This is a genomic window from Kitasatospora purpeofusca (assembly GCF_042691725.1).
Taxonomy (GTDB): Bacteria; Actinomycetota; Actinomycetes; order Streptomycetales; family Streptomycetaceae; genus Kitasatospora; species Kitasatospora purpeofusca_B.
Genome location: NZ_CP170484.1, coordinates 111932 through 131050, shown reverse-complemented (window position 1 = coordinate 131050; position 19119 = coordinate 111932). Strand labels below are relative to the sequence as shown.

The following is a 19119-nucleotide window of genomic DNA, read 5'->3' as shown; positions in this document are numbered from 1 at the left end:
TCCCGCGGAGCGGGTATCTCGGCGGCAAGCCGCCGGGCAGGGAATGCCTTCGCTTCGCTTCGGCGGAATTCCCGCGCAAGCGCGGGAATTGAATTCCGCAAGCGGAATTCTGATCAATTCGCGCAAGCGCTCATTGATCTGATTCCCACTCCGCTTCGCTCCGGGGAATCCGGCTGACTGGGAGGGGTGGGTGCATCACGCGCGGCACTGTGTAGGCTCAGGAATCCTAGGCCACCCCCAGCATTCAACCCCCTGTCACCTCACAGCCGGTCAAGGCCGGCACCCCCACCGAACCCGGTGGACTCCGCTTCGCTCCGCCCACGCCGAACGCCCGCCACCATCCGTCCGGAAGCCGACGCCATGGGAGAAGCATACCACCGCCGATACAGCTTCATGCCCGAATCCCGCCGTGCATCACCCTGGAGTGGAAGGACTCGGCAAGTCTAGTGCATCACCGTGATGCACTGTGTAGAGTCAGCATTGTAGGCACACCCCCGGCGTTCGACTCTCTTGCGGGTGTTGTGCGATCAAGGAAATCCCCTCCAGCATTCCACGAAGGGACGGGGCAATGCCCATCGAGTTGCGAGACCACCAGGTCGAGGCGGTCGACGCGATCATTCGCGCGCTGGACATCCCGCCGGGCGGGGTGATTCCGGCGCGCGGGCTGCGAACGCAGATCCACGCGGCCTGCGGGACCGGGAAGACGTACATCTGCGCGGCGGCCGCGCGCCGGATGGTGCCGCGCGGCCGGGTGCTCGTCCTGGTGCCGACGCTGGCCCTGCTGGGGCAGACCATCAAGGCGTGGCGGGAGGTCGGGCACACGGGGCCGGCGGTCGCGGTGTGCTCCATGGAGGACAACGTCGAGCTGTGGTCGATGGACGTGCGGTGCACCACCAACCCGATCCGGCTGGCGATGTGGCACGGCTCCGGGCCGGTGACCATGTTCGCCACGTACAGCTCGCTCGGAGTCCTGGTCGACGCCTTCGAGGGCGCTTACGGCAAGGTGCTCGACCCGCTGGACCTGGTCGTGGTCGACGAGGCGCACCGCACCAGCGGCTCGCTGGGGAAGAAGTGGGCGCGGGTTCACGACCAGGGGTGCATCCCGGCGGCCCGGCGGCTGTACGCGACGGCGACGCCGCGGATCTGGCAGGAGCGGCCGGCGCCGACGTGGGCGCTGCGGGAGGGTGAGCGGTACGAGCGGCTGCCGGAGGAGATGGCCGCGTCCATGGACGACGAGGCGATCTTCGGCCCGGTCGCGTGGAAGCTCCCGCTGTCCGAGGCGGTGAAGCGGGGCCTGCTCGCCCGCTACCAGATCATCGTGGTCGAGCTGACCGACCCGGTGGTCACCCCGGAGCGTCTGATGAGCCCCGAGCGGCGCCAGGAGGAGATCCGCGGGCAACGGCTCGGCGCCCTCCAGGCCGCCATGCTGCGCACCATGGCGCAGCACCGGCTGCGGACGATGATCACGTTCCATCACCGGACGGTGGAGGCGAACGCGTTCGCGGAGGGGCTGCCGGCGATGGCGCGGCGGCTGCACGCATCCGACCCGGAGACGTACCCGGAGCGGATCTGGGCCGGCTGGCTCAAGGGCGAGCACGACGGCGAGCGGCGGGACCGGACGATCGGGGAGTTCGGGCGCAGCGCGTTGTGGTCGGTGCTGTGCAACTGCCGGGTGCTGGGTGAGGGCGTGGACATCCGGGCCGTGGACTCGGTGGCGCTGCTGGACCCGAAGGGGGCACCGCACGACATCGTCCAGGCGATCGGGCGGGCGCTGCGGCAGAAGCCGAACGAGGGGAAGCTCGCCAGTCTGATCGTGCCCGTCTTCTTGAAGGAGGGCGAGGCGCCGCAGGACATGTTCACCTCCGGTTCGTATCGGCCTTTGGTGAATGTGCTTCAGGCTCTGCGGGCTCATGACGAGGAGGCCGTGGAATTGCTGGCGATTCCTCAGGTCGAGCAGAAGAACGAGGTGGAGCCGTCCAGGGATATCGGTCCGGAGCCGCAGCAGGGTGAGAAGGAAAGCCGGATGCTGCTGCGTTTTTCGGCTCCGCGTGATCCGGTGATGGTCGCGAACTGGGTGAGCTTCCAGGTGATCGACACGGAGCGTCAGGACTGGGCGCGTGGGTGGTCGGCGGCCGAGAAGTACTACAAGCGGGAGGGGCATCTGCGGGTGCCGTTCGATCACCGGGAGGCGACCCGGGCCGGGCTGGACCCGCACCAGATGTACCCGCTGGGGCACTGGATCAGCGAGCAGCGCAAGGCCTACGACGCCGGCCTCATGGAGGGCCGGCGGGTCGAGCGGCTGGAGGCCCTGGGGATGGTGTGGGATCCGCTGGACGCGGCGTGGGAGGAGAACCTCGCCGCCGCCCGGGAGTACTACGCCCACCACCGCACCCTGGCCGCGCCCCGTACGGCCACCGCGCTGGACAAGCCGGTCGGGCAGTGGCTGTCCAACCAGCGCCGCCCCGGCGTCCTGGACGGGCGGGCGGACCGGGTGGAGGCGCTGGAGGAGATCGACCCGGACTGGAACCCGGTGTGGCCGCTGGAGTGGCAGCGCCACTACGCCGCCGTGGCCGACTGCCTGGACGGCGGGGCGCAGCTCGGTGATCTGCTGCCCGGGGTGACCCTGCACGGGCTGGACGTGGGGCGGTGGCTGGAGCGCCAGCGCCAGCACATCGTGTGGCAGAGCCTGATGGACGGGCAGCAGGGGCGCCTCGCCGGGCTCGGCATCGAGCCGCTCCCGGCCCCGGCCGGGCAGGACGGGGCGGTGGGTCGGAGGAAGGTCGGCGCCGGGAAGTCGAGCGCGTTCGACCGGGGCGTGGCCGCGCTCGCCCTGTACCGGGAGCGCACCGGATCGGTGACCGTGCCGCGTCAGCATGTCGAGCCGGTCCCCGACACCGACGGCGGGGAGGGTGCGGTGGTGGAGGTGAAGCTCGGGGTGTGGATCTCCAACACCAAGACCCGCCGGGCCAAGCTCACCCCGGCGCAGCTGGAGCAGCTCGCCGCGCTCGGCCTCGACTGGCGCTGACCATCCGGCGGGCCCTCTTGCTCGCTGACGGCTCTCCAGGGCGCCTGTGCCCGCTCTGGCCGCCGTGTCCGAGGAACACGGCGGGGCCGGGCGCGGCGAGGCGCCCTGGAGGCCTTATGGGGCCGCCTGCGCTCACTGCCCGCGGTCCAGGGCTCGACGGAACGCCGACAGATCGGCCTCGCCCGTGACCGGGCCGCTCTAATCTGATGTCATGTCAGCTTGTTCAAAGGTCAGTTGGGCCGTCCTGCCGTCCCGGCCCCGGGCCCTGTCCGCCGCGCGCTGCGGGAGCCCGCGATGAGGCCGGGGCCCTGGGAACGGGGATCTCGCCGCCGGTGGCTGCGGCTCGCGTGGGGCGGCGCGGCGGTCCTGACGGCCACGTTGATGTACGTGGTGCTGCGGCCGGTCTGGAGCCGCCCGTCCTCGCTCGCGGACCGGATCGCCGCTCTCAGCCTCGTGGTGGCGCTGGTGAGCCTGGTGGTCGGCCTGATGGGGCTTCGCCGTCCGGTGGAGCGTGACACCGCGAACCAGGCCCTCGGCTGGGCCGCCGACCTGGCCAACCAGGTCAAGCAGGCCGAGAGCCGACAAAGGCGGCAGCTGCTCGGCGGCGACACCCACCGCATCAATCTCACCTTCACCCTGCGCGCCGCACCGGCCCGCGCGGCGGACGCGCCCGGGGAGGGCCGGCTGTTCGACGGCACGCCCACCGTCCCGGACGTCGCCGCCTACTGGCGCGCCACCCGCCCCCGCCGCCTCGTCGTCACCGGCGCCGCCGGCTCCGGGAAGACCGTCCTGGCCCTGGAACTGATGCTCGCCCTCATCAAAGGCCGCGACGCCGACGACCCCGTCCCGGTACGCCTGTCGCTCGCCTCGTGGGACACCCGCGTCCCGCTGTCCGACCTGCTCGTACGCCAGCTCGTCGAGGCCTACGGCTGGCCCGCTCACATGGCCACTGAACTCGTCCGCCACCACCGCGTCCTACCGGTCCTGGACGGCCTGGACGAGATGGACCCCACCCACCCCGACGGCACCCCCGCACCCGACGCCCACCGCGCCATCGCCGTCCTGCGGGCCCTCAACGCGTACCAGGACGGGCGCGAGGCCGGGCAGCTCGTGCTGACCTGCCGCACCGCCCACTACGACGCCCTCGATGCGCGCGCCCGCCTGATCGACGCCGCCAGCGTCGAGATCGACGCCGTCCCGCCAGCCGACGCCCACACCTACCTCTCTCAGCGCGCCCTCGACCGCGACCGCTGGCTGCCCGTCCTCGACGCACTGCGCGACGATCCCACCGGCCCGCTGGCCACCACCCTGTCCACCCCCTGGCGGCTGTGCCTGGCCGCCACCGTCTACGCCCGCGACGACGACCCCGCCGACCTCCTCGCCCACACCACCCCCCACGACCTCGACAAGCACCTCCTCCCCCGCTTCATCCCCGCCACCACCACCCTCCACCCCGGCCCCTACAGCGCCGCCGACACCCACCGCTGGCTCGCCCACCTCGCCCGCCACCTCGCCACCCACCCCACCGGCGGCACTCCGGCCGGACCCGGCACCGACCTCACCCTCCACCAACTCTGGCCGATGGCCGGCAGCAACCTGGTCCGCCGGACCGACGCCGTCCTGACAGCACTCGTGATGTTGAGCCCAATCGCGCTGCCGCCAGAGCTGAGCGGACTGAACGACAGGCCTGCCGACAGAATCGTGAGCGTCTGTGTGTACGCGGCGGCGGCGGCGCTGACGGTCCTCCTCACCGCGCGCTCCCGCCCGGACCGGCCCGCCGGTACGGACCTGGCCGCCCTGCGGACACCGGCCGGACGCCAACACGTCCGCAGAGCCCTGCTGACCGGCCTGATGGTGGGCGCCGTGTGCGCGGCCGTGATCTCTGCCCTGAACAGTCTCACCAACGGCGAAGGCGAAGGTCCCGACTATCCCGCATGGGCCGCCTTGACCTTCTTCCTCGCGTTCGCCGGGGCCACGGTGGGGCTGACGCGGGGAATCGCGGCGGCACTCAGAGTTCGCCCCGCCGCTGCCATCGCTCCCCGCCACGTCATCCGCGGAGAACTCGTTCTCGGCACGACGTTGGCCCTGGTGGCCGCACTCACGGTCACGACCGGGTTCCTCTTGACCTTCGCCGTCAAAAACGCCAACTATCCCTGGTCAGAAAACTTCGAGACCGACACGGCGACGCTGGCCCTCTGGCTCGGATCGATCGCAGGATTCGTGGTGTGGCTAAGCAGAAGCGGCGCCCGGCGGTACCTGGTCTTCATCCTGTGCTCCCGCGGGCGGCTGCCCTGGCGGCTCGGTGTCTTCCTGGACCACTGCTGCGACGCCGGACTGATGCGAATGTCCGGCTCCTCCTACCAGTTCCGCCACCGCGAACTGCAGCACTGGCTCGCCGCCCACCCGAACCCCCCAACCGCCAGCACCGACCCGATCGCCACCCCGGCACACCACGCCTGACCCGCAGGTCCCGTACCCCGGCGCCGGTCCAAGCCCAACCCGGGCACACCCCCGGCTGGTGCCGCGCCCGGACGGACAGCAAAGACCGCCCGGGCGCGGCACCGGCTGGAGCAGCTCGCCGCGCTCGGCCTCGACTGGCGCTGCCCCCGCCCGGCCCTCTTGCCCGCTGGAGGCTCTCCGGGGCGCCTGTGCCCACTCTGCCCGCCGTGTCCGAGGAACGCGGCGGCCAGAGCCGTCTCCGCTTCCTCCAGCGGCCTTCCAGGGCCGCCCGCGCCCCGCGCCGCCCCACCACGCGCGGCCGGCACCAGCCGGACGCCGAAGAAGAAAGGGCCCGCCGCAGGCGCCGAACCCTACCGACCAACGACAACTGCCACTACAACAACAACTACAAAGACCAAAGAAGAAGGAAGGAAGGGTTGTCGGGGTGGTGAGTTCAACCTTTCCAACTACTCACCACTTGCCCTGACCTGCTGCTTTCCCTAAATTCTGGGCGCAGCGGGCGGGTGGGTCGGCCTCGGGTTGGCGCACCGGTTGTCACCGCCTGTTGTCGGGCCGGTTGGTGCGCCCGTTGTCGGATCGTGATCGCCGGGGCCCTTCGTGGTGAGAAAACCGGTGAGAAGCGTGGGCTTTCCTGCGAGTGTTCCGCCGCCGCCCGGGCGGCGGGCGCCGACCTTCGAGGAGCCCCGTGATGGCTGTGCCGCCCGAGATCGACCACGCCGTGATCGCCGCGCTGTACCAGTTCCGGATGGCCACCGCCGAGCAGCTGCGCGTCCTGCACACCCCGAACGCGGGGCCGGAGCAGATGCGCCGGCGGCTGCGCCGGTTGAAGGAGGAGGGCCTGGTCGAGGACGTCGTTCTCCCGCAGGCCGGGAAGCTGCGGGCCTGGTACCTGACCGGGCTGGGCGCGCGGATCGCCGCCCGCTTCACGGAGCTGGAGGGTGTCGCCTCGCCGCCGCTGCCGCAGGACAAGACCGAAGCAACGGCTGCGGGTGGGGCACATCCTGGCCGTCACCCGCACCCAGGCCGCCTTCGTGGCCGGCGCCCAGGCGGCGGGGGACGAGTGCGCGCCGCTGGACTTCCTGCCGGAGGTGTACCACCGGTACGGCGAGGGCCGGGATGGTGCGGTCATCGCCGACGGCCTGCTGCATTACGCGACCGCCGGGCCCGACCGGAGGCTGCACCGGGCGTTCGTCGAGGTGGACCGCGGCACGATGGCCAGTGAGAAGCTCGCTGCCAAGCTGATCGGCTACGCCCGCTTCCACGACCACCGCCCGATCCCGCCGCACCTGAGGCGCACCTCGCACGCCCTGAGCATCCTGCCGGCCTGGCAGCAGCACTACGTGGTCTTCCCGCGGCTGCTGTTCGTCCTCGCCGACACCGGCGAGCTGGCCGCCCGGCAGCGCATCCGCGACCTCCAGGCGATCGCCGCTGGCCACCCGATGGTCGCCCGGATGCTGACGGGCGTGAAGGCCGGCGCGGCCCGCCTGGTCGACGTCGAGGAACACGGTCCGGGCGCCGCCGTCTGGGACACCCTCGCCAACCACACGCGGGCCCGGTGCGGGGCCTGGGAGTTGTAGGCCCGCCTGGCGGCCGGTGCCGTGCCGGGCATCAAGGTGTCCGGCCCCCGGCATCAAGACATCCGTCAAGGTGCCGGGGCCGTCTCCAAGGTTGGAGGCCGGCCATCAAGGAGTTCTCCAAGGTTCGGGGCCCGGCATCAAGGAGTCCACCAAAGTTGGAGAACACCTTGATGGCCGCCTCGGCCTGAGCCGTTACGTGATCGTTGCCGCTGGAGGTTGGATCGCCAAGGGATCCGCCAAGGTGTGCGGGATTCCCTTCGGCGACCGCGCGGGGCACCCGGCCCCGCGCCCGCCGAAGGGCACCGTGATGACGACGGAGACGACGAACACGACCAGGGCGACGAGGCGCAGGGCGCGGACCGGGGCGGAGCCGGACAGCGAGGCGCGGGAGGTGGAGATCTCCTGGGCCGTGCTCGCCTCGCTGTTCCAGTTCCGGATCGCCACCGCCGAGCAGCTGCGGCAGTTGCACGCCCCGGACGGCAGTATCGAGAAGATGCGCGGCCGGCTGCGGCGGCTGCGGGACGAGGGGCTGGTGGTCGAGCTGGTGCTGCCGCAGTCCGGGCGGGCGAAGGGCTGGTTCCTGAGCGAGCACGGGGCCCGGATCGCGGCCGCGTTCCCGGAGCTGGCCGAGGTGCCGGCGCCGCGGCTGCCGGGGGATGCGACGGCGTTCAAGTACACGCTGTGGCACCAGTTGGCCGTGGTGCGCACGCACCTGGCGTTCCTGGCCGACGCCCGGGCGCGCGGGGACGGGTACGGGCCGTTCGACTTCATCCCGGAGGTCACCCACCGCTTCGCCGAGGGCCGGGACGGCTCGGTGCGCCCGGACGGCCTGCTGTACTACGGGGTGCGCGAGCCGGACGGCACGATCGCACGGCTGCGGGCGTTCGTGGAGGTCGACCGCGGCACGATGGGTGCCGAGCGGCTGGCGTCGAAGCTGCACACCTATGCCCGCTACTGGTCGACGAAGACGCTCCCGGCCGGGATGCGCTCGGGCACCATCGAGGCCGAGCAGGGAGGCCGGGTGCCGCTGTGGCAGCGCCGGTACGTGCGCTTCCCGCGGCTGCTGTTCGTTCTCACCGGCACCGGCCAGGTCGGTTTCGACAACCGGGTCGACGAGCTCCAGGTGCACGCCGAGGACCGGCACGTCGCCAAGATGCTCACGGCCGTCCCGGCCGCCGCTGCCAGCCTGGAGGCCCTCCAGCAGTACGGACCGACCGGAGCGGCCTGGTACCCGCTGGCGGACCGCCAGGCCGAGCCGCTCGGCTTCCACGAACTCACCGCCGCCGGCCGGCACAACTGACCGGCCCGCTCTCACCTTGATGGCCGCCCCAGCGCGCCCGGTGGTGGCCATCAAGGTGTTCAGCTCAACTCACCAACCATTTGACCTGCCGCGTTACCTTTCCGTGATCTATCTTCCGAGGCTCCGTCGATACCTTGGAAGACCATCAAGGTGAGCGGCCTGGGCCCGGGGGCGGTCACCAAGGTGAGCGCCCCCGAAGCCGAGGAACACGATCGGGTGGGTTCGGCCGTAGTGGCCCGCAGCAGTGCTCCGGGCCGCTACGGTGCCGGTGGACCGACCGGTCCGCAGGCGCACGAGGAGGACTGCGTGGGGCGCGAGAAGTCCGGCAAGCCGCGGCGGCCCCGCCCCGGGGCGGATCACGACCACCGTGGCTGGGGCCTGGAGGCCATCCCGCAACCGGGCGGCTGGCAAGCGGACAGCCGGCTGTTCGCGGAGGTGACCGGCGCGGCCTTCGCGGGCTGCGTCTCCTGCCAGGACATGGCGCTGACGCTGCTGGTCGAGGACGCGGTGACCACCGCCCGGCTGGTGGAGCTGGCGTGCGGCGCGATCATCGAGATCGTGGGCGACATCCCCGCTGCCCTGACCGACCTCGAAGCGCCCGGCGTCGCCAGCCCGGAGTTTCGGCGCCTGGCCCGCGCCGGCCTGGGCGCGACGACGGACGGCATGTACCGGGAGTGCGAGCTGATGACGACCGCCGAACGGCGCTCGGCCGCGAACACCGCCCTCGACACCCTCGTCGGCTACGCCGCGGCGCGCTGATGCCCTGATCTGCGGAAGAGCCACTTCCTTGATGGACCATCAAGGAATGCCGGGGCGACCATCAAGGTGAGCGCCGCCGCGGTCAGCGCCACCGATAGGAGGCGCTCGTCATCGGCGCCAGCAGCACCGGGCCGGCGGCTGGTTCGGCGGCTTGGTGGAGAACGGATCCGACGGCCGGGTAGAGGTGGAGGCCGGCGGCGTCGGCGAGCGGAATCCACTCCACCGGCGCCCGGCCTGGGTCGTCCAGCTCAGCGGCCGCGACCGTGCGGTGGAGCCGGTCGGGCAGATGGACGGTGAAGACCAGGTGCCGCCGACGGAAGAGCCCGGCCTCGCCGGGCCGCTCGGTCTCCTGCTCCTGGACAAAGCGCAGCACCGGAGGATTCGGCAGGTCGTCCGTGGTGAGACCGAGCTCCTCGAGGAGCTAGCGGCGCAGCGCGGCGTGCGGGTCTTCCCCTTCTTCGGCCAAGCCGCCCGGCAGGGAGTGCTGCACCCCGTCGGGCCGGTCGCGCCGGATCAGCGCCAGGCGACCGTCGTGGAGGAGCACCGCGCACACCCGGGTTGGGGCCGGTGCGGTCACCGGCCGGTGACCGGGTCGTCGGCGTCGTCGGGAAGGACGGGCAGCGGGCACGCGGCGTCGGGCGCCCAGGCCGGCCAGCCGTCCGCGAACGGACCGGCCTGGTTGTCGAGCATGGCGATCGCCCGGCCCTGCGCCCGCTCGACCTGGTGGTGGAGGTAGTCGTCGATCACTCCGAGGCGGCGCAGCTGGGCGTACTCGGCGCGGTCCTTCCAGTGGTGGCCGGACAGGTCGGGGGTGACGACCAGGTCCAGGCACAGGTCCAGGGTGTCGATGCCGCCGGGGCGCCGCTGGTAGGGCTTCTCGAAGTTCACGTACCAGCGCAGCGGGTCGCCGGTGGCGGCGTCCTGGAAGCAGTGCACGGAGAACCACTCTCCGGCCAGGAAGTGGCTCAGCAGGGCGGTGCTGGTCCAGCGGTGGCGGCCGAGGGTCCAGGTGCCGGCCGCCAGGTCTTCCAGGCCCTGTTTGCGGGCGGTGTCGTCGCCGGTTGCAGTGGAGGTGATCCAGGTTGTGGGGGCCAGGCTCTCGATCCCCGGCCAGTAGGCCAGGGTCAGGACGTGGCCGGTGTCGGCGATCACCCGCTGCGGCATCGCGGTCCACACCCGGCCGGCGTGGACGTCGCGGCGCACCACGGTGGTGCCGGGTTGGAAGAGGTTGGTATCGGTCACGGCAGCAAGCCTTCACCGCGGCGAACCTTCCCGACAGCACGGCCGGAAAGTCCACTCGAAAGAGTGACGCACCGGTTTTCCGGCGGCCGCCGCCCGGAGCCGGGTACGGCATCGGCCGGGCTCGGCTCGGGTCGGCCCTCAGGACGGGAATCGGGGGTGCAACAACGCGTTGCACCTCGGGTTTCCCCGTAGTTCGTGCAGGTCAGGGGTGCAACGCGGGGATCTGTCAAGGCCTTCGTGTTGCGCTTGTTGCAGCCCGTGTTGCACCGTCAGCAGGCCAGGTGCAGGCCGTCGTGGAGCAGGACCTCACACGCCCGCGTCCGGACCGCACTACTCGGTGTCCGTGTTGGTGGTCACCGTCGGGGCCAGGTCGGGCAGGCGGGTTCGTGCCAGGTCGTCCGGACGACGACCCCGCCGTGGGTGAGGTGCTCGCTCGACCAGGTCCGGCAGCACCCGCCCGCCGGACGTGAGCGGGCCGGCACCGATGGCCTCGCGGCCCGGACCGGCGTATCCGGCACGGGCACGGCGAGCTGGGCCGGGCCGCGCCGGCGCCGGCGCCGGCGCCTGGCCGAGGGTGTCGTCATGCCGAAGGCTCTCCCCACCCGGCCTGGCCGTCCAACCCGGCGACCACCCGAACGGTCCAGCCCCGGACCGGTGAGAACGGGGCCGTCCCCGTTCTCACCGGCCTCTGACCTGGGTAGATACCCGAAACTCACCGGTCGGTGGCTGCCCGGGCCAGGCAATCTCACCGGGCCGGGGGAAACTCACCGGCCGGTGAGCGAAATCCCCACTGCAGGTCGGCGGGAGTGCCCAAACTCACCGCCGCAGGTCAGCAGCCCTTCGGCGAGGAGCAGCCGGTCAGGAGCGCCGCCACCAGGAGCGGGCTCGTTTCTCCTCGGCGGCCGCGGCGTCGAGCGCGGCCTGCTCGTGCTCGGCCTCCTGCCGGTCCCGCTCGTCGACGTCGGCCTGGCGGCAGCCGGAGCACAGCCCGTCGTCGTCCCAGGTGTCGGCCTGCTCCTGCTCGACCCACCGCTCGTCCGAGAACTTGGCCGAGCAGCAGGCGCAGGCCGGACGACGGCGCTCCCGCTCGGCCCGCCGGCGCTCGGCCTCCGCCTCCTGCCGTCTCCGGCGGGCGTCCTCCTGCTGCTGCTCCAGCAACTGGTCGCCGTCCTCGTTGTCGAGCGCCTCGACGAGGGTGGCCCAACGCCGGCCGCCGAAGCGCCACCAGATCGGCCCGCCGGCACCGAAGCGGCGCAGCAGCGGCATGGTGGTGGCCACCACCGGCAGGGCGCGGTGGTAGTCGCGGGCGGTGGTCTCCTCGCCTCGGTAGGCGGGTGCGTGCCAGGCGTGCTCGGAGGCCGCCTCCACCTCGCGGATCCGGCGCAGCAGGCGCTCGTGGTCGGCCTTCGCCTTGGCCTTCTTCTGCTCCGGGGTGAGCGGTGGGGCGCCGGGGCGGCGGTTGCGCTTGCGGCCGGCCTCGAGGACCAGGGCGACCGGCGGGAGGCCTTCGCGGCCGGTGGCCGGGTAGGTGGCGGTCCACAGGCGCAGGTCGTGGGTGCGGGCGCCGGAGCGGTGCAGCGAGGCCTCGAAGGCGCGCTTGGTGGCGCCCCTGGCGGGGAGTCGGCACCAGGTGCGGTAGGTGGCGAGCTTGGCGACCAGGGTGCCGTTGCCCTCGTTGTCCCGGTCGACTTCCACCAGGAGCACCGGGACGTCCGCGCCGGGGTCGGTGAGGACCAGGTCGGCGAACAGCGAGCGGCGGCCGGGCAGCTTGTGCTCGACCTCGGTCGCGTACGCGGCCAGGTGACCGAAGCCGGCCTTGGCGAGCAGGCCGGCGACGGCGACGACGTCCAGGGCGTGCTCGGAGTACGCGCCCGACGGCTTCTCGCGCCGCGGGCGGGCCGCGGCGAGCTTCGACCCGGCCGGGAGCAGCGCGGTGGCGTCCCGGCGGCCGGACGGAGTCAGGCACCACAGGCGCCGGCCGTCCCGCAGCGTGAGCTCCTTGCGGACCTTCCCCGCCTCCTCCAGGTCACCCAGGGCGTCGCGCACCGAGCGGTCGACCCGCTGGTTCGGTACCACCAGCGGCCACAGCTCCCGGGCGGTCGCCCGCTGGAACAGCGCGAGCGCCATCAGCACCCGGCCGCGCACTGGGGCCGTCGACCCTCGCCTCCGGGGCGTGCTCTTGCTGTCTTCGACAGCAAGAGCAGAGGGGTTGTCGCCACGGCCCGACCCCCTTGTCCTTGGCCTCTGACCTGCGGAGACGCCGGATTCTGGCGGGAGGGGCGTGGAGGTGCGGGCGGAGGTGCCCGTGGAGGTGGCAGCGGGCCCCTTGTCCTGGTCGGGCGAGGCCTCGCCCGGGAGCCGCGGCCGGTGGTGGTCGGCGGCCTGGCCGCCGTCGGGGTCGGGTTGGGCAAGCGGGGCGGCGGTCATCGAGGTGGCCTTCCGTCAGCGGTCGGCCGGGGCGGATGCGGTGGGCGGCCCCGGCACCCGGGCGAGGACCCGGGTGCCGCCGACCCTGCACAGCGACCCCTTGTCCGCGGTCTGACCGCACCCCTTGACCAGCCCCCCTTGTCCTGCCCGGTTTGCCCTGGTCAAGGGCCTTGTCCTCCAGGTTTGTCCGTGGCCGGGATCACCCGTGGACGGGAGGGAGCGGCCTGGCCGGACCGGCGGCTGCGAGGCCCTGATCGAGCGCCAGGCGTAGCAGGGTGAGGGCGTCGGCGGGGTTGGCGGAGAGCAGGGGGATGTTGTCGGCGGCGTCGGCGACCGGGCGGCCGGAGATGAGGGCGAGCCAGTTGCCCGCGTCGTCGTAGACCTCGGTCCAGCCCGCCAGGCGGCCGCGGTGTTCGAGGGCCTGGGCGTCGGGGTGGCCGGGCCAGGTGAGGTGGACCAGGCCGTCGCCGAGCGCGTAGTCGCGGTGCGGGTCGCCCAGGCCGCGCAGGGTCGGCGGTGTGCGGCCGGCGGCCGCCGCGAGCGCCAGGTCCGGCACCGGCACCCCGTCGGGCGCGACCGGGGCCGGTGCCGGGGCCGGTGCCGGGGCCGGGGTGGAGGCCGGGGTGGTCGGGGCGGCGGCGCGGAGGAAGACGTCGAGGGCGAGGTCGGCGCTGCGGTAGGTCCGGGGGCGGCTGAAGCGGTCGGCGATGAACTGGCCGGGGCGGCCGTCGCCCTGGTGCTGGACGGCGATCCAGCCGCCCAGGCCCCAGGGGCCGTCCGGCAACACGGCGGTCCAGCCGTTCGGCGTGCCGTCGTGCAGCAGCAGGCGCACGCCGGGCGTGGTCCAGGTCGCGAGCTCCCAGCCGGGACCGAAGGTCACCTCGAGGTCGTCCATCCGGTCGGGCTCACCGAAGCGGGCGTACGGGTCGACGACCACATTGCGCAGCGGCGCGTTCGCGTCGGCAGCGGTGAGGGAGCCGGCCGTCCCCGTCCCGCCGGTGACCTTTTCGCCCCGGGGCGTATTACCGGCCGCCGGGTGGGGGGCCATGTCGGCCGGACTTTCGCCCCGGGGCGATTCACCCGCGCCGATCGTCCCCCCGGAAGGTGCCGGGAAATCGCCCCGGTGCGCAATTCCAGTGGTCAGGGCGCCGCCTGGGTGGAGCGCGTCCCGCACATCCTGCGCCCGGGCGAGCAACCGGGAGGCCAGCACGGGGATCTCACGGGCCAGCTCGGCGTAGGCGGCGTTCGGGTCGTCGTCCACGGCGGCCAGGAAGGTGTCGGCGTGCCGGCGGACGGCGTCGGCGATGTCGAGCAGCTGCTGCCGCTGCTGCGGGAGCGGCCAGCCTGCGGGCTCGACGGCCTCGCCGTCCGGGGCGGCCTGGACGGGCAGGGCGACGGTGCGGGCCTTGGCACGGGCCCGGTCGGCACGGCTCTTGCACGCCTGCGAGCAGTAGGCCGCGCGTCGGCCCCGGCCGGTGCGCGCCAGCAGCGTGTTCTCGCAGTCCGGCCCCTCGCAGCGCGAGCCCTCGGTCTCGCCGTCCAGCTCGAACAACGCCACGTCGCCGCCGTTATTTCGCACCGGTTCGTTTTCCATGGCGTGATCGTAGCCCGGGCGCGGCACCCGAATTTTGAACCGGGGCGCTATTCCTCTCCGATCCCGGCGGCGCCCGGGGCCAGGAATTTCGCACCGCTCCGGATTCCCGTACCGGCCGGCCCGCAACCACGTTGTCCCGCACCCGCGCGCCCACGGCCAACACGTTGTCCCGCATGTTGTCCCCGCTGCGCAGCCGGTTGTCCCGCACCGCGTATGCGCAGCGGGCGGCGCGCAGCACGGACCGGCTCGCTGCGCAGCGCTGCCCCGCCGTGTAGCGAGGCCGCCCTTGCTACACGGCGGGCAGCAGCGGGTGCAGCGAGGGTGCCCCTGCTGCACCCGCTGCTGCCCGTGACCGACCGGACCCCGCGGCGGTTGCACCGGCATGACGACCTCTGCGCTGACCGCGCCGCAGCAGCACTCCGAGACCCGCGATGAGGCCAAGGCTCCCGACGGCGAGGACCAGGCGCAGCGCGCTGCAGCGTCGGCGGCGCTGCAGCGGGCCGCCGGCGCGGGCGAGGCGGCGGCCGCGTGGGTGCGCGAGCTGGCCGGCCGCCAGAGCGAGGAAGACCACGCCCGCGCGCTGGAGCGAGCGGCCGACGCGATCGCCCGGGCGAGCAGCCGCGAGATCATCCCCGGCAGCGACGGCCTGCTGACCGAGGAGCTGCGCTACACCCTGGCTGCGGACGTGGTGCTCGGTGCCTCGCACACCACCGGCACGCTGCCCGAGCTCCACGGCGGAGAGCGGCTCGCCCTGGTGGCCGTCTGCGCGCTCGCCGCGGCGCTCCCGTCCTGCGTGCTCGGCGACCTGGAGCGCGAGCTCACCGTGCTCACCGGCGAACTGGCCGCCGCCACCGAGGCCGGCCGGGGTGCCACCGCCGCCGGTGACGCCCGCGTCCTGCCGGTCCGCAAGCCCCGTACTCTCGGCCACGAGCACGGCGATCCGCTCGACCGCCTCGCCTACCGGCGGGTGTTCGACAGCGCGGCCGAGTCCTTCGAGATCGCCCTGCACTACCAGGACGGCCGCGGCGAACAGGCGCGTGCGGAGGCTCTGCACAACGCGCTCGCCGCCGCCGGGCCGGGCATCGCGGCCGCCGCCATGCTGCGCGTGGCCGACGATCCCGCGCTCGGCCTCGACCCCGACCAGTGGGAGCACCTGCACCTCATCGCCGCCGAACTCGACCTGCGCGTGGTCGAGGACCTGGGCGGCGCGAACGGCGACGGCCTCACCGATCCCGCGCGGCCGCGGCTGGCATGACACCGCCTCCGCCCACCCGCCGCGCCCGACGGGCACTCGGCCCCGGCGCTGCCCAGGCGCTCGCCGACGTGGTACGCGCGCCCCGCACCCCGCCGCCCTGGTCACCGCAGGCCATCGACGCCGCACTGCGCACCGTGCTGGACCGGTTCGAAGCGACGGCCGAGACGGCAGGGTGGCGGGACGCCTTCGACGGCCTGGACGAGGACGTCCTCGGCGAAGCCGCCGCCGAGGCCCGCGCGTTCGGCGCCGATCCGGCGGCGGCCGTCGACCACCTCGTCGGCGAGCTCCGCCGCCAGCTCGCCGCCTGGCAGCACGCGATCGGCGAACTCGGCCGCGCACTCACCGCGGCCGCGCAGGAGCGGCCGCTGCCCGAGTGGGCCGCCGACGCCGGCCGCACCGAGGACGTCCGCCGGCGCCAGGCCCGCCAGGCACTGCTGGAAGCCATCGCCCGCCACCACCACGGCCCCCTGCCCGACGAGGAACCCGGCGACCGGCCGTGGTGATCGCCGACGCCCGGGGCACGGAAGAATGGGGCGGGTGACCAGCAGCCAGCCCCTGCCCCGGGGCCTCACCTCCCTGATCCCCGACGCCCGCGCCCAGGCCACCCCCGGCGAGCGCGCCGCCTCCCAGCTCCTCCACCTGCGCGAGGCCACCGTCCCGGTGCCGGTCCTCGCCGCTGCCGCCGAACTGATCGCGCCGCAGCTGAAGAGCGAGGACCCGGCGACCCGGGAGGCGGCGGCCGCCGTCCACGCCCGACTGCTCGCCGCGATCGACGGCGCCGCCCCGGGGCGGTAACTGACCTTTGACAGGCGGCCTTGACTGGTTGACAGGTGATCTTGACTGGTGGTCGCGCTGCGGGTGCGAGGCTGATCGGCTACCTGCCGCGGCCTGGTCGAACAAGTCCTTGTACCTTGCCGTGGTGACCAATACTCCTGCTCCTTCACCGTTTAGGCGCCTGGCGACCCACCTCGGCCTCGTCCACCGTCCAGGAGGAGAGCCGTTGCCCGGGGCGCCCCGCAAGTCCCGGTTCGGCCCTGTCTCGCCGCGCTTGGACCAAGAGCTGGAGGAGCTGCGGACCCGGGTGGCAGCACTCGAAGAACTTGCTCGAGGGCAGGCTGCCCAGCCCCCTGCCGGACGCGATTGAGACGTCAAGATCACCTGTCAATCGGTCAAGGTCAGGTGACAGAGGACAGTAGCTGTCCCGTCTCATTGAAGTTTGACGAGTCTCACTGGAGTTTGACCGGCTCCGTGGAGGGCCGGGCCGAAATCCTTTGGTGCCCTGACCCGATTGTCTGCGATTCTCGGGCGCGTGCCAGCTCGTAACCGCCGCCTGCCGCGGCACCTGTCGTGGCCGCTCACCTCGACGGACATCTGCTCCGCCCTCGGCGAGACGCCCTCCAGCGCCCTCCAGCTCAGCTTCTTCGACCACCACTGGACGGACGGGACTCTCCTCAAGGCCAGGTGGGTGCCACCGACCGGCTCGAACTACGGCACCGGCCTCCCTCCCGACTGGTGGTCGAGCGTCTGGATCACCGTCGGCCCCATCTCGAGCAGCGAGCGGGTCACCGCCCGCCAGGTCCTGCGCGAACAGGCGCTTCCCGAGCTCCGGAACTGGGTGGAAAAGGCCCGGAACGACTCCGAAGCATGGGCGCTGAGCAGGCACACCATCGCCTGGCGGTACGTCGACCAGTCCCTGCACCTCAGCCACGATCAGCAGCCGTACCAGCCGGTCAAACTTCCCTGAGACGCCGTCAAACTTCATTGAGACGGGTCAGTAGCCGCCCGAGCCGGGTGTCCCAGCACCTGTCCCAGCCCAAGTGCGAAGCGCCACTACCAGGGAAGACGGCTGGGACTGTCCTAGCGAAACGGGTGGAATCGGACACCTGAGACACGGGGTGGGACAGGGCTGGGACAACCCCCGCCCCACCCCGGTCGGCCCGCCCTCCGACGCTCCGCCTACAGGTGCGGGCCCACCCGCAGCACGGTGACCGCACCGCCGTCGCGGCCCCAGGTCCAGTGGATCCGCCAGGCGCCCGGCCCCTGGTCGATGTAGGACGTCCACGCCGCCGTGCCGCGGTGGCCGGGCAGGACCGCGTAGCGGTGGCTGCGCAGGCCCGGGTGGTGCGGGTCGGCGGCCAGGTGCTCCAGCGCCTGGCGGACCCGGCGCAGCCGGCGCGGGTCGGCGCGGCGTCCTTTCTCCAGGCGGGCGAGGGTCCGGGCGGCGGCGGGGGTGTAGTGCAGCGTCGGCATCGGTCTCCTTCGTCGGGGCATGCGGAAGGGCCCGTCGCCCCCTGGTCGGCGGGGGTGACGGGCCCTTGGCGGGTCGTGCGGACGTACTGGTCGTCGGTGTGCGGTGGGCCGGGGGCGGGGGATGGGGGATGGGGGATGGGGGATGGGGGGGGCGGGTGCCGATCGTGGCGGCCGTCGACCCGAAGGCCACCACCCCCCCGGGCCGGATATGTGGGCCAATGCGAGATCAGTGCACCGACGCTCCGAATGTGGGTCAGACCTGCAAGTGGGCCCCACAGCTCTTTCAGGTGAGCAGATCCGAATTCGGCCCACGCTGGCGAGGCCCGCGGGCTACGGTGCCGCCCATGACCACCACCACAGGGCCCGTCATCGCCACGGCCAGGGTCGGACAGCGCGGCCGGCTCATCCTGCCCACCCAGATCCAGCACGCCGCACACATCACCGAGGGCGCCCTGGTCGCCATCCGGACCGCCGACGACGGCGCCATCACCATCGAGCCCCTCTGGGCCGTACGGGACCGGCTCCGCACCACCGTCGAACCGCTACTCACCGGCCACCTGCCGACAGGCCCCGCCCGCATACTCACCGGCGGCCACCCCCTCCCCGAAGACGAGAACCCCGGCCCGCTGCCGGCCGCGCTGCGCCCCCTGCCGGACAGCGCCCCGATCTTGCCCCTCGGCGACCAGCGGGTGGTGTTCACCGCCCGCGCCGTCCTCGCGTGGATCAGCGGCGGGCCCGGCTCCCGGGCGGCCACCTGGCTCGGCCAGGCCGTGCTGCCCGAGCCCGCCGTCACCGAACTCGTCACCGTCCTCGCCCGCGCCGGTGTGCACGAGCAGGCCGACGCTGTGCTGGCGGAGCTCGCCGTCGTCGGGGTCCGCCAGCCGGGCCCAGCCAAGCACCGCGCCACCCTCGCCGCCGACACCGCCCTCGCCCTGGAACTCACCGCCCAGGCCTCCGCCGCCGGCGTCGACCTGACGATGCCGGACGCGCTGTGCGCGGCCGCCGCCCACCGACTCGGCCTCCCCCTCCTCACCGCCGACCTGCTGCCCCCCGAAGAAGGCGTCGCGGAGGCGCCCGACGAGCAGGAGCGCCGGGACCCGGAGCCGGGCCAGGAGCCCGGCGGCGAGGACCAGGCCGCTGCCGCCGACCCGCTGCTCGCCGAAGAAGGCGCTGCGACAGCGGTCGAAGAGGCGGAGCAGGGCCGGGAGCGGGCGGCCGGGCAGCCGTAAG

The 19119-nt window shown here is 73.1% G+C and carries 16 protein-coding genes and 1 pseudogene; 11 read left to right on the top strand and 6 right to left on the bottom strand.

The window, feature by feature from the left end; translation table 11 throughout:
- The first annotated feature begins 568 nt into the window (after positions 1–568).
- The 6 genes and pseudogenes from ACFCLZ_RS38630 (at position 569) to ACFCLZ_RS38605 (ending at position 9121) form a co-directional block, all read left to right on the top strand.
- The gene (locus ACFCLZ_RS38630) at positions 569–3025 is read left to right on the top strand and encodes a Helicase associated domain protein (protein WP_380286491.1); all 2457 of its coding nucleotides are present in this window, start codon (positions 569–571) and stop codon (positions 3023–3025) included.
- Positions 3026–3319: 294 nt separating this feature from the next.
- Positions 3320–5485: an NACHT domain-containing protein gene (locus tag ACFCLZ_RS38625; RefSeq protein WP_380286490.1), complete on the top strand. Its 2166-nt coding sequence runs from the start codon at positions 3320–3322 to the stop codon at positions 5483–5485.
- Between the two features lie 688 nt (positions 5486–6173).
- Positions 6174–6461 (top strand): annotated as a pseudogene (locus tag ACFCLZ_RS38620) (replication-relaxation family protein); the annotation flags it as partial.
- 13 nt (positions 6462–6474) lie between these two features.
- Positions 6475–7062 (top strand): replication-relaxation family protein, encoded by a 588-nt coding sequence (locus ACFCLZ_RS38615; protein ID WP_380286489.1) that lies wholly within the window; start codon positions 6475–6477, stop codon positions 7060–7062.
- Positions 7063–7369: 307 nt separating this feature from the next.
- On the top strand, positions 7370–8362 hold the full coding sequence (locus ACFCLZ_RS38610) for a replication-relaxation family protein (protein ID WP_380286488.1): 993 nt from the start codon (positions 7370–7372) through the stop codon (positions 8360–8362).
- A 216-nt stretch (positions 8363–8578) separates the two neighbouring features.
- Positions 8579–9121 (top strand): hypothetical protein, encoded by a 543-nt coding sequence (locus tag ACFCLZ_RS38605; RefSeq protein ID WP_380286487.1) that lies wholly within the window; start codon positions 8579–8581, stop codon positions 9119–9121.
- 82 nt (positions 9122–9203) lie between these two features.
- Here ACFCLZ_RS38605 and ACFCLZ_RS38600 read toward each other — a convergent pair whose 3' ends face one another.
- From ACFCLZ_RS38600 to ACFCLZ_RS38580, 5 genes are all read right to left on the bottom strand, one after another.
- Positions 9204–9494: a hypothetical protein gene (locus ACFCLZ_RS38600; RefSeq protein WP_380286486.1), complete on the bottom strand. Its 291-nt coding sequence runs from the start codon at positions 9492–9494 to the stop codon at positions 9204–9206.
- A 48-nt stretch (positions 9495–9542) separates the two neighbouring features.
- Positions 9543–9665, bottom strand: a complete 123-nt coding sequence (locus tag ACFCLZ_RS38595) for an NUDIX domain-containing protein (protein ID WP_380286485.1) — start codon at positions 9663–9665, stop codon at positions 9543–9545.
- A 29-nt stretch (positions 9666–9694) separates the two neighbouring features.
- Positions 9695–10363, bottom strand: a complete 669-nt coding sequence (locus ACFCLZ_RS38590) for a DUF402 domain-containing protein (RefSeq protein WP_380286484.1) — start codon at positions 10361–10363, stop codon at positions 9695–9697.
- Between the two features lie 858 nt (positions 10364–11221).
- Positions 11222–12508 carry a replication-relaxation family protein gene (locus ACFCLZ_RS38585; RefSeq protein WP_380286483.1) on the bottom strand — a complete coding sequence of 429 codons (1287 nt, stop codon included), beginning with the start codon at positions 12506–12508 and terminating at the stop codon, positions 11222–11224.
- A 481-nt stretch (positions 12509–12989) separates the two neighbouring features.
- Entirely contained in the window at positions 12990–14384 is a 1395-nt protein-coding gene (locus tag ACFCLZ_RS38580; RefSeq protein WP_380286482.1) for a hypothetical protein, read from the bottom strand.
- 382 nt (positions 14385–14766) lie between these two features.
- Between ACFCLZ_RS38580 and ACFCLZ_RS38575 the strand changes: the two genes are divergently transcribed.
- The 4 genes from ACFCLZ_RS38575 to ACFCLZ_RS38560 all read left to right on the top strand — a co-directional run bounded on the left by ACFCLZ_RS38575 (position 14767) and on the right by ACFCLZ_RS38560 (position 17383).
- Positions 14767–15639, top strand: a complete 873-nt coding sequence (locus tag ACFCLZ_RS38575; protein ID WP_380286481.1) for a hypothetical protein — start codon at positions 14767–14769, stop codon at positions 15637–15639.
- Entirely contained in the window at positions 15636–16142 is a 507-nt protein-coding gene (locus ACFCLZ_RS38570; RefSeq protein ID WP_380286480.1) for a hypothetical protein, read from the top strand. Before ACFCLZ_RS38575 ends, ACFCLZ_RS38570 begins: the two co-directional genes overlap by 4 nt.
- A gap of 34 nt (positions 16143–16176) precedes the next feature.
- Entirely contained in the window at positions 16177–16434 is a 258-nt protein-coding gene (locus tag ACFCLZ_RS38565) for a hypothetical protein (RefSeq protein ID WP_380286479.1), read from the top strand.
- A gap of 514 nt (positions 16435–16948) precedes the next feature.
- Complete coding sequence (locus ACFCLZ_RS38560; protein WP_380286478.1) at positions 16949–17383, top strand: hypothetical protein; 435 nt, start codon at positions 16949–16951, stop codon at positions 17381–17383.
- Between the two features lie 212 nt (positions 17384–17595).
- On the opposite strand, the gene ACFCLZ_RS38555 is transcribed toward ACFCLZ_RS38560, so the two are convergent.
- Positions 17596–17889, bottom strand: coding sequence for a hypothetical protein (locus ACFCLZ_RS38555; protein WP_380286477.1), 294 nt, complete (start codon positions 17887–17889; stop codon positions 17596–17598).
- A gap of 344 nt (positions 17890–18233) precedes the next feature.
- On the opposite strand from ACFCLZ_RS38555, the gene ACFCLZ_RS38550 reads away from it, so the two are divergent.
- Positions 18234–19118: a hypothetical protein gene (locus ACFCLZ_RS38550; RefSeq protein WP_380286476.1), complete on the top strand. Its 885-nt coding sequence runs from the start codon at positions 18234–18236 to the stop codon at positions 19116–19118.
- Position 19119: the final 1 nt, after the last annotated feature.

Excerpts from the sequence above, each read along its gene's own strand:
- ACFCLZ_RS38630 (WP_380286491.1), top strand. The coding sequence starts at position 569 with ATGCCCATCGAGTTGCGAGACCACCAGGTCGAGGCGGTCGACGCGATC.
- ACFCLZ_RS38625 (WP_380286490.1), top strand. The coding sequence starts at position 3,320 with ATGAGGCCGGGGCCCTGGGAACGGGGATCTCGCCGCCGGTGGCTGCGG.
- ACFCLZ_RS38610 (WP_380286488.1), top strand. The coding sequence starts at position 7,370 with ATGACGACGGAGACGACGAACACGACCAGGGCGACGAGGCGCAGGGCG.
- ACFCLZ_RS38580 (WP_380286482.1), bottom strand. The coding sequence starts at position 14,384 with ATGGAAAACGAACCGGTGCGAAATAACGGCGGCGACGTGGCGTTGTTC.
- ACFCLZ_RS38575 (WP_380286481.1), top strand. The coding sequence starts at position 14,767 with ATGACGACCTCTGCGCTGACCGCGCCGCAGCAGCACTCCGAGACCCGC.
- ACFCLZ_RS38570 (WP_380286480.1), top strand. The coding sequence starts at position 15,636 with ATGACACCGCCTCCGCCCACCCGCCGCGCCCGACGGGCACTCGGCCCC.
- ACFCLZ_RS38555 (WP_380286477.1), bottom strand. The coding sequence starts at position 17,889 with ATGCCGACGCTGCACTACACCCCCGCCGCCGCCCGGACCCTCGCCCGC.
- ACFCLZ_RS38550 (WP_380286476.1), top strand. The coding sequence starts at position 18,234 with ATGACCACCACCACAGGGCCCGTCATCGCCACGGCCAGGGTCGGACAG.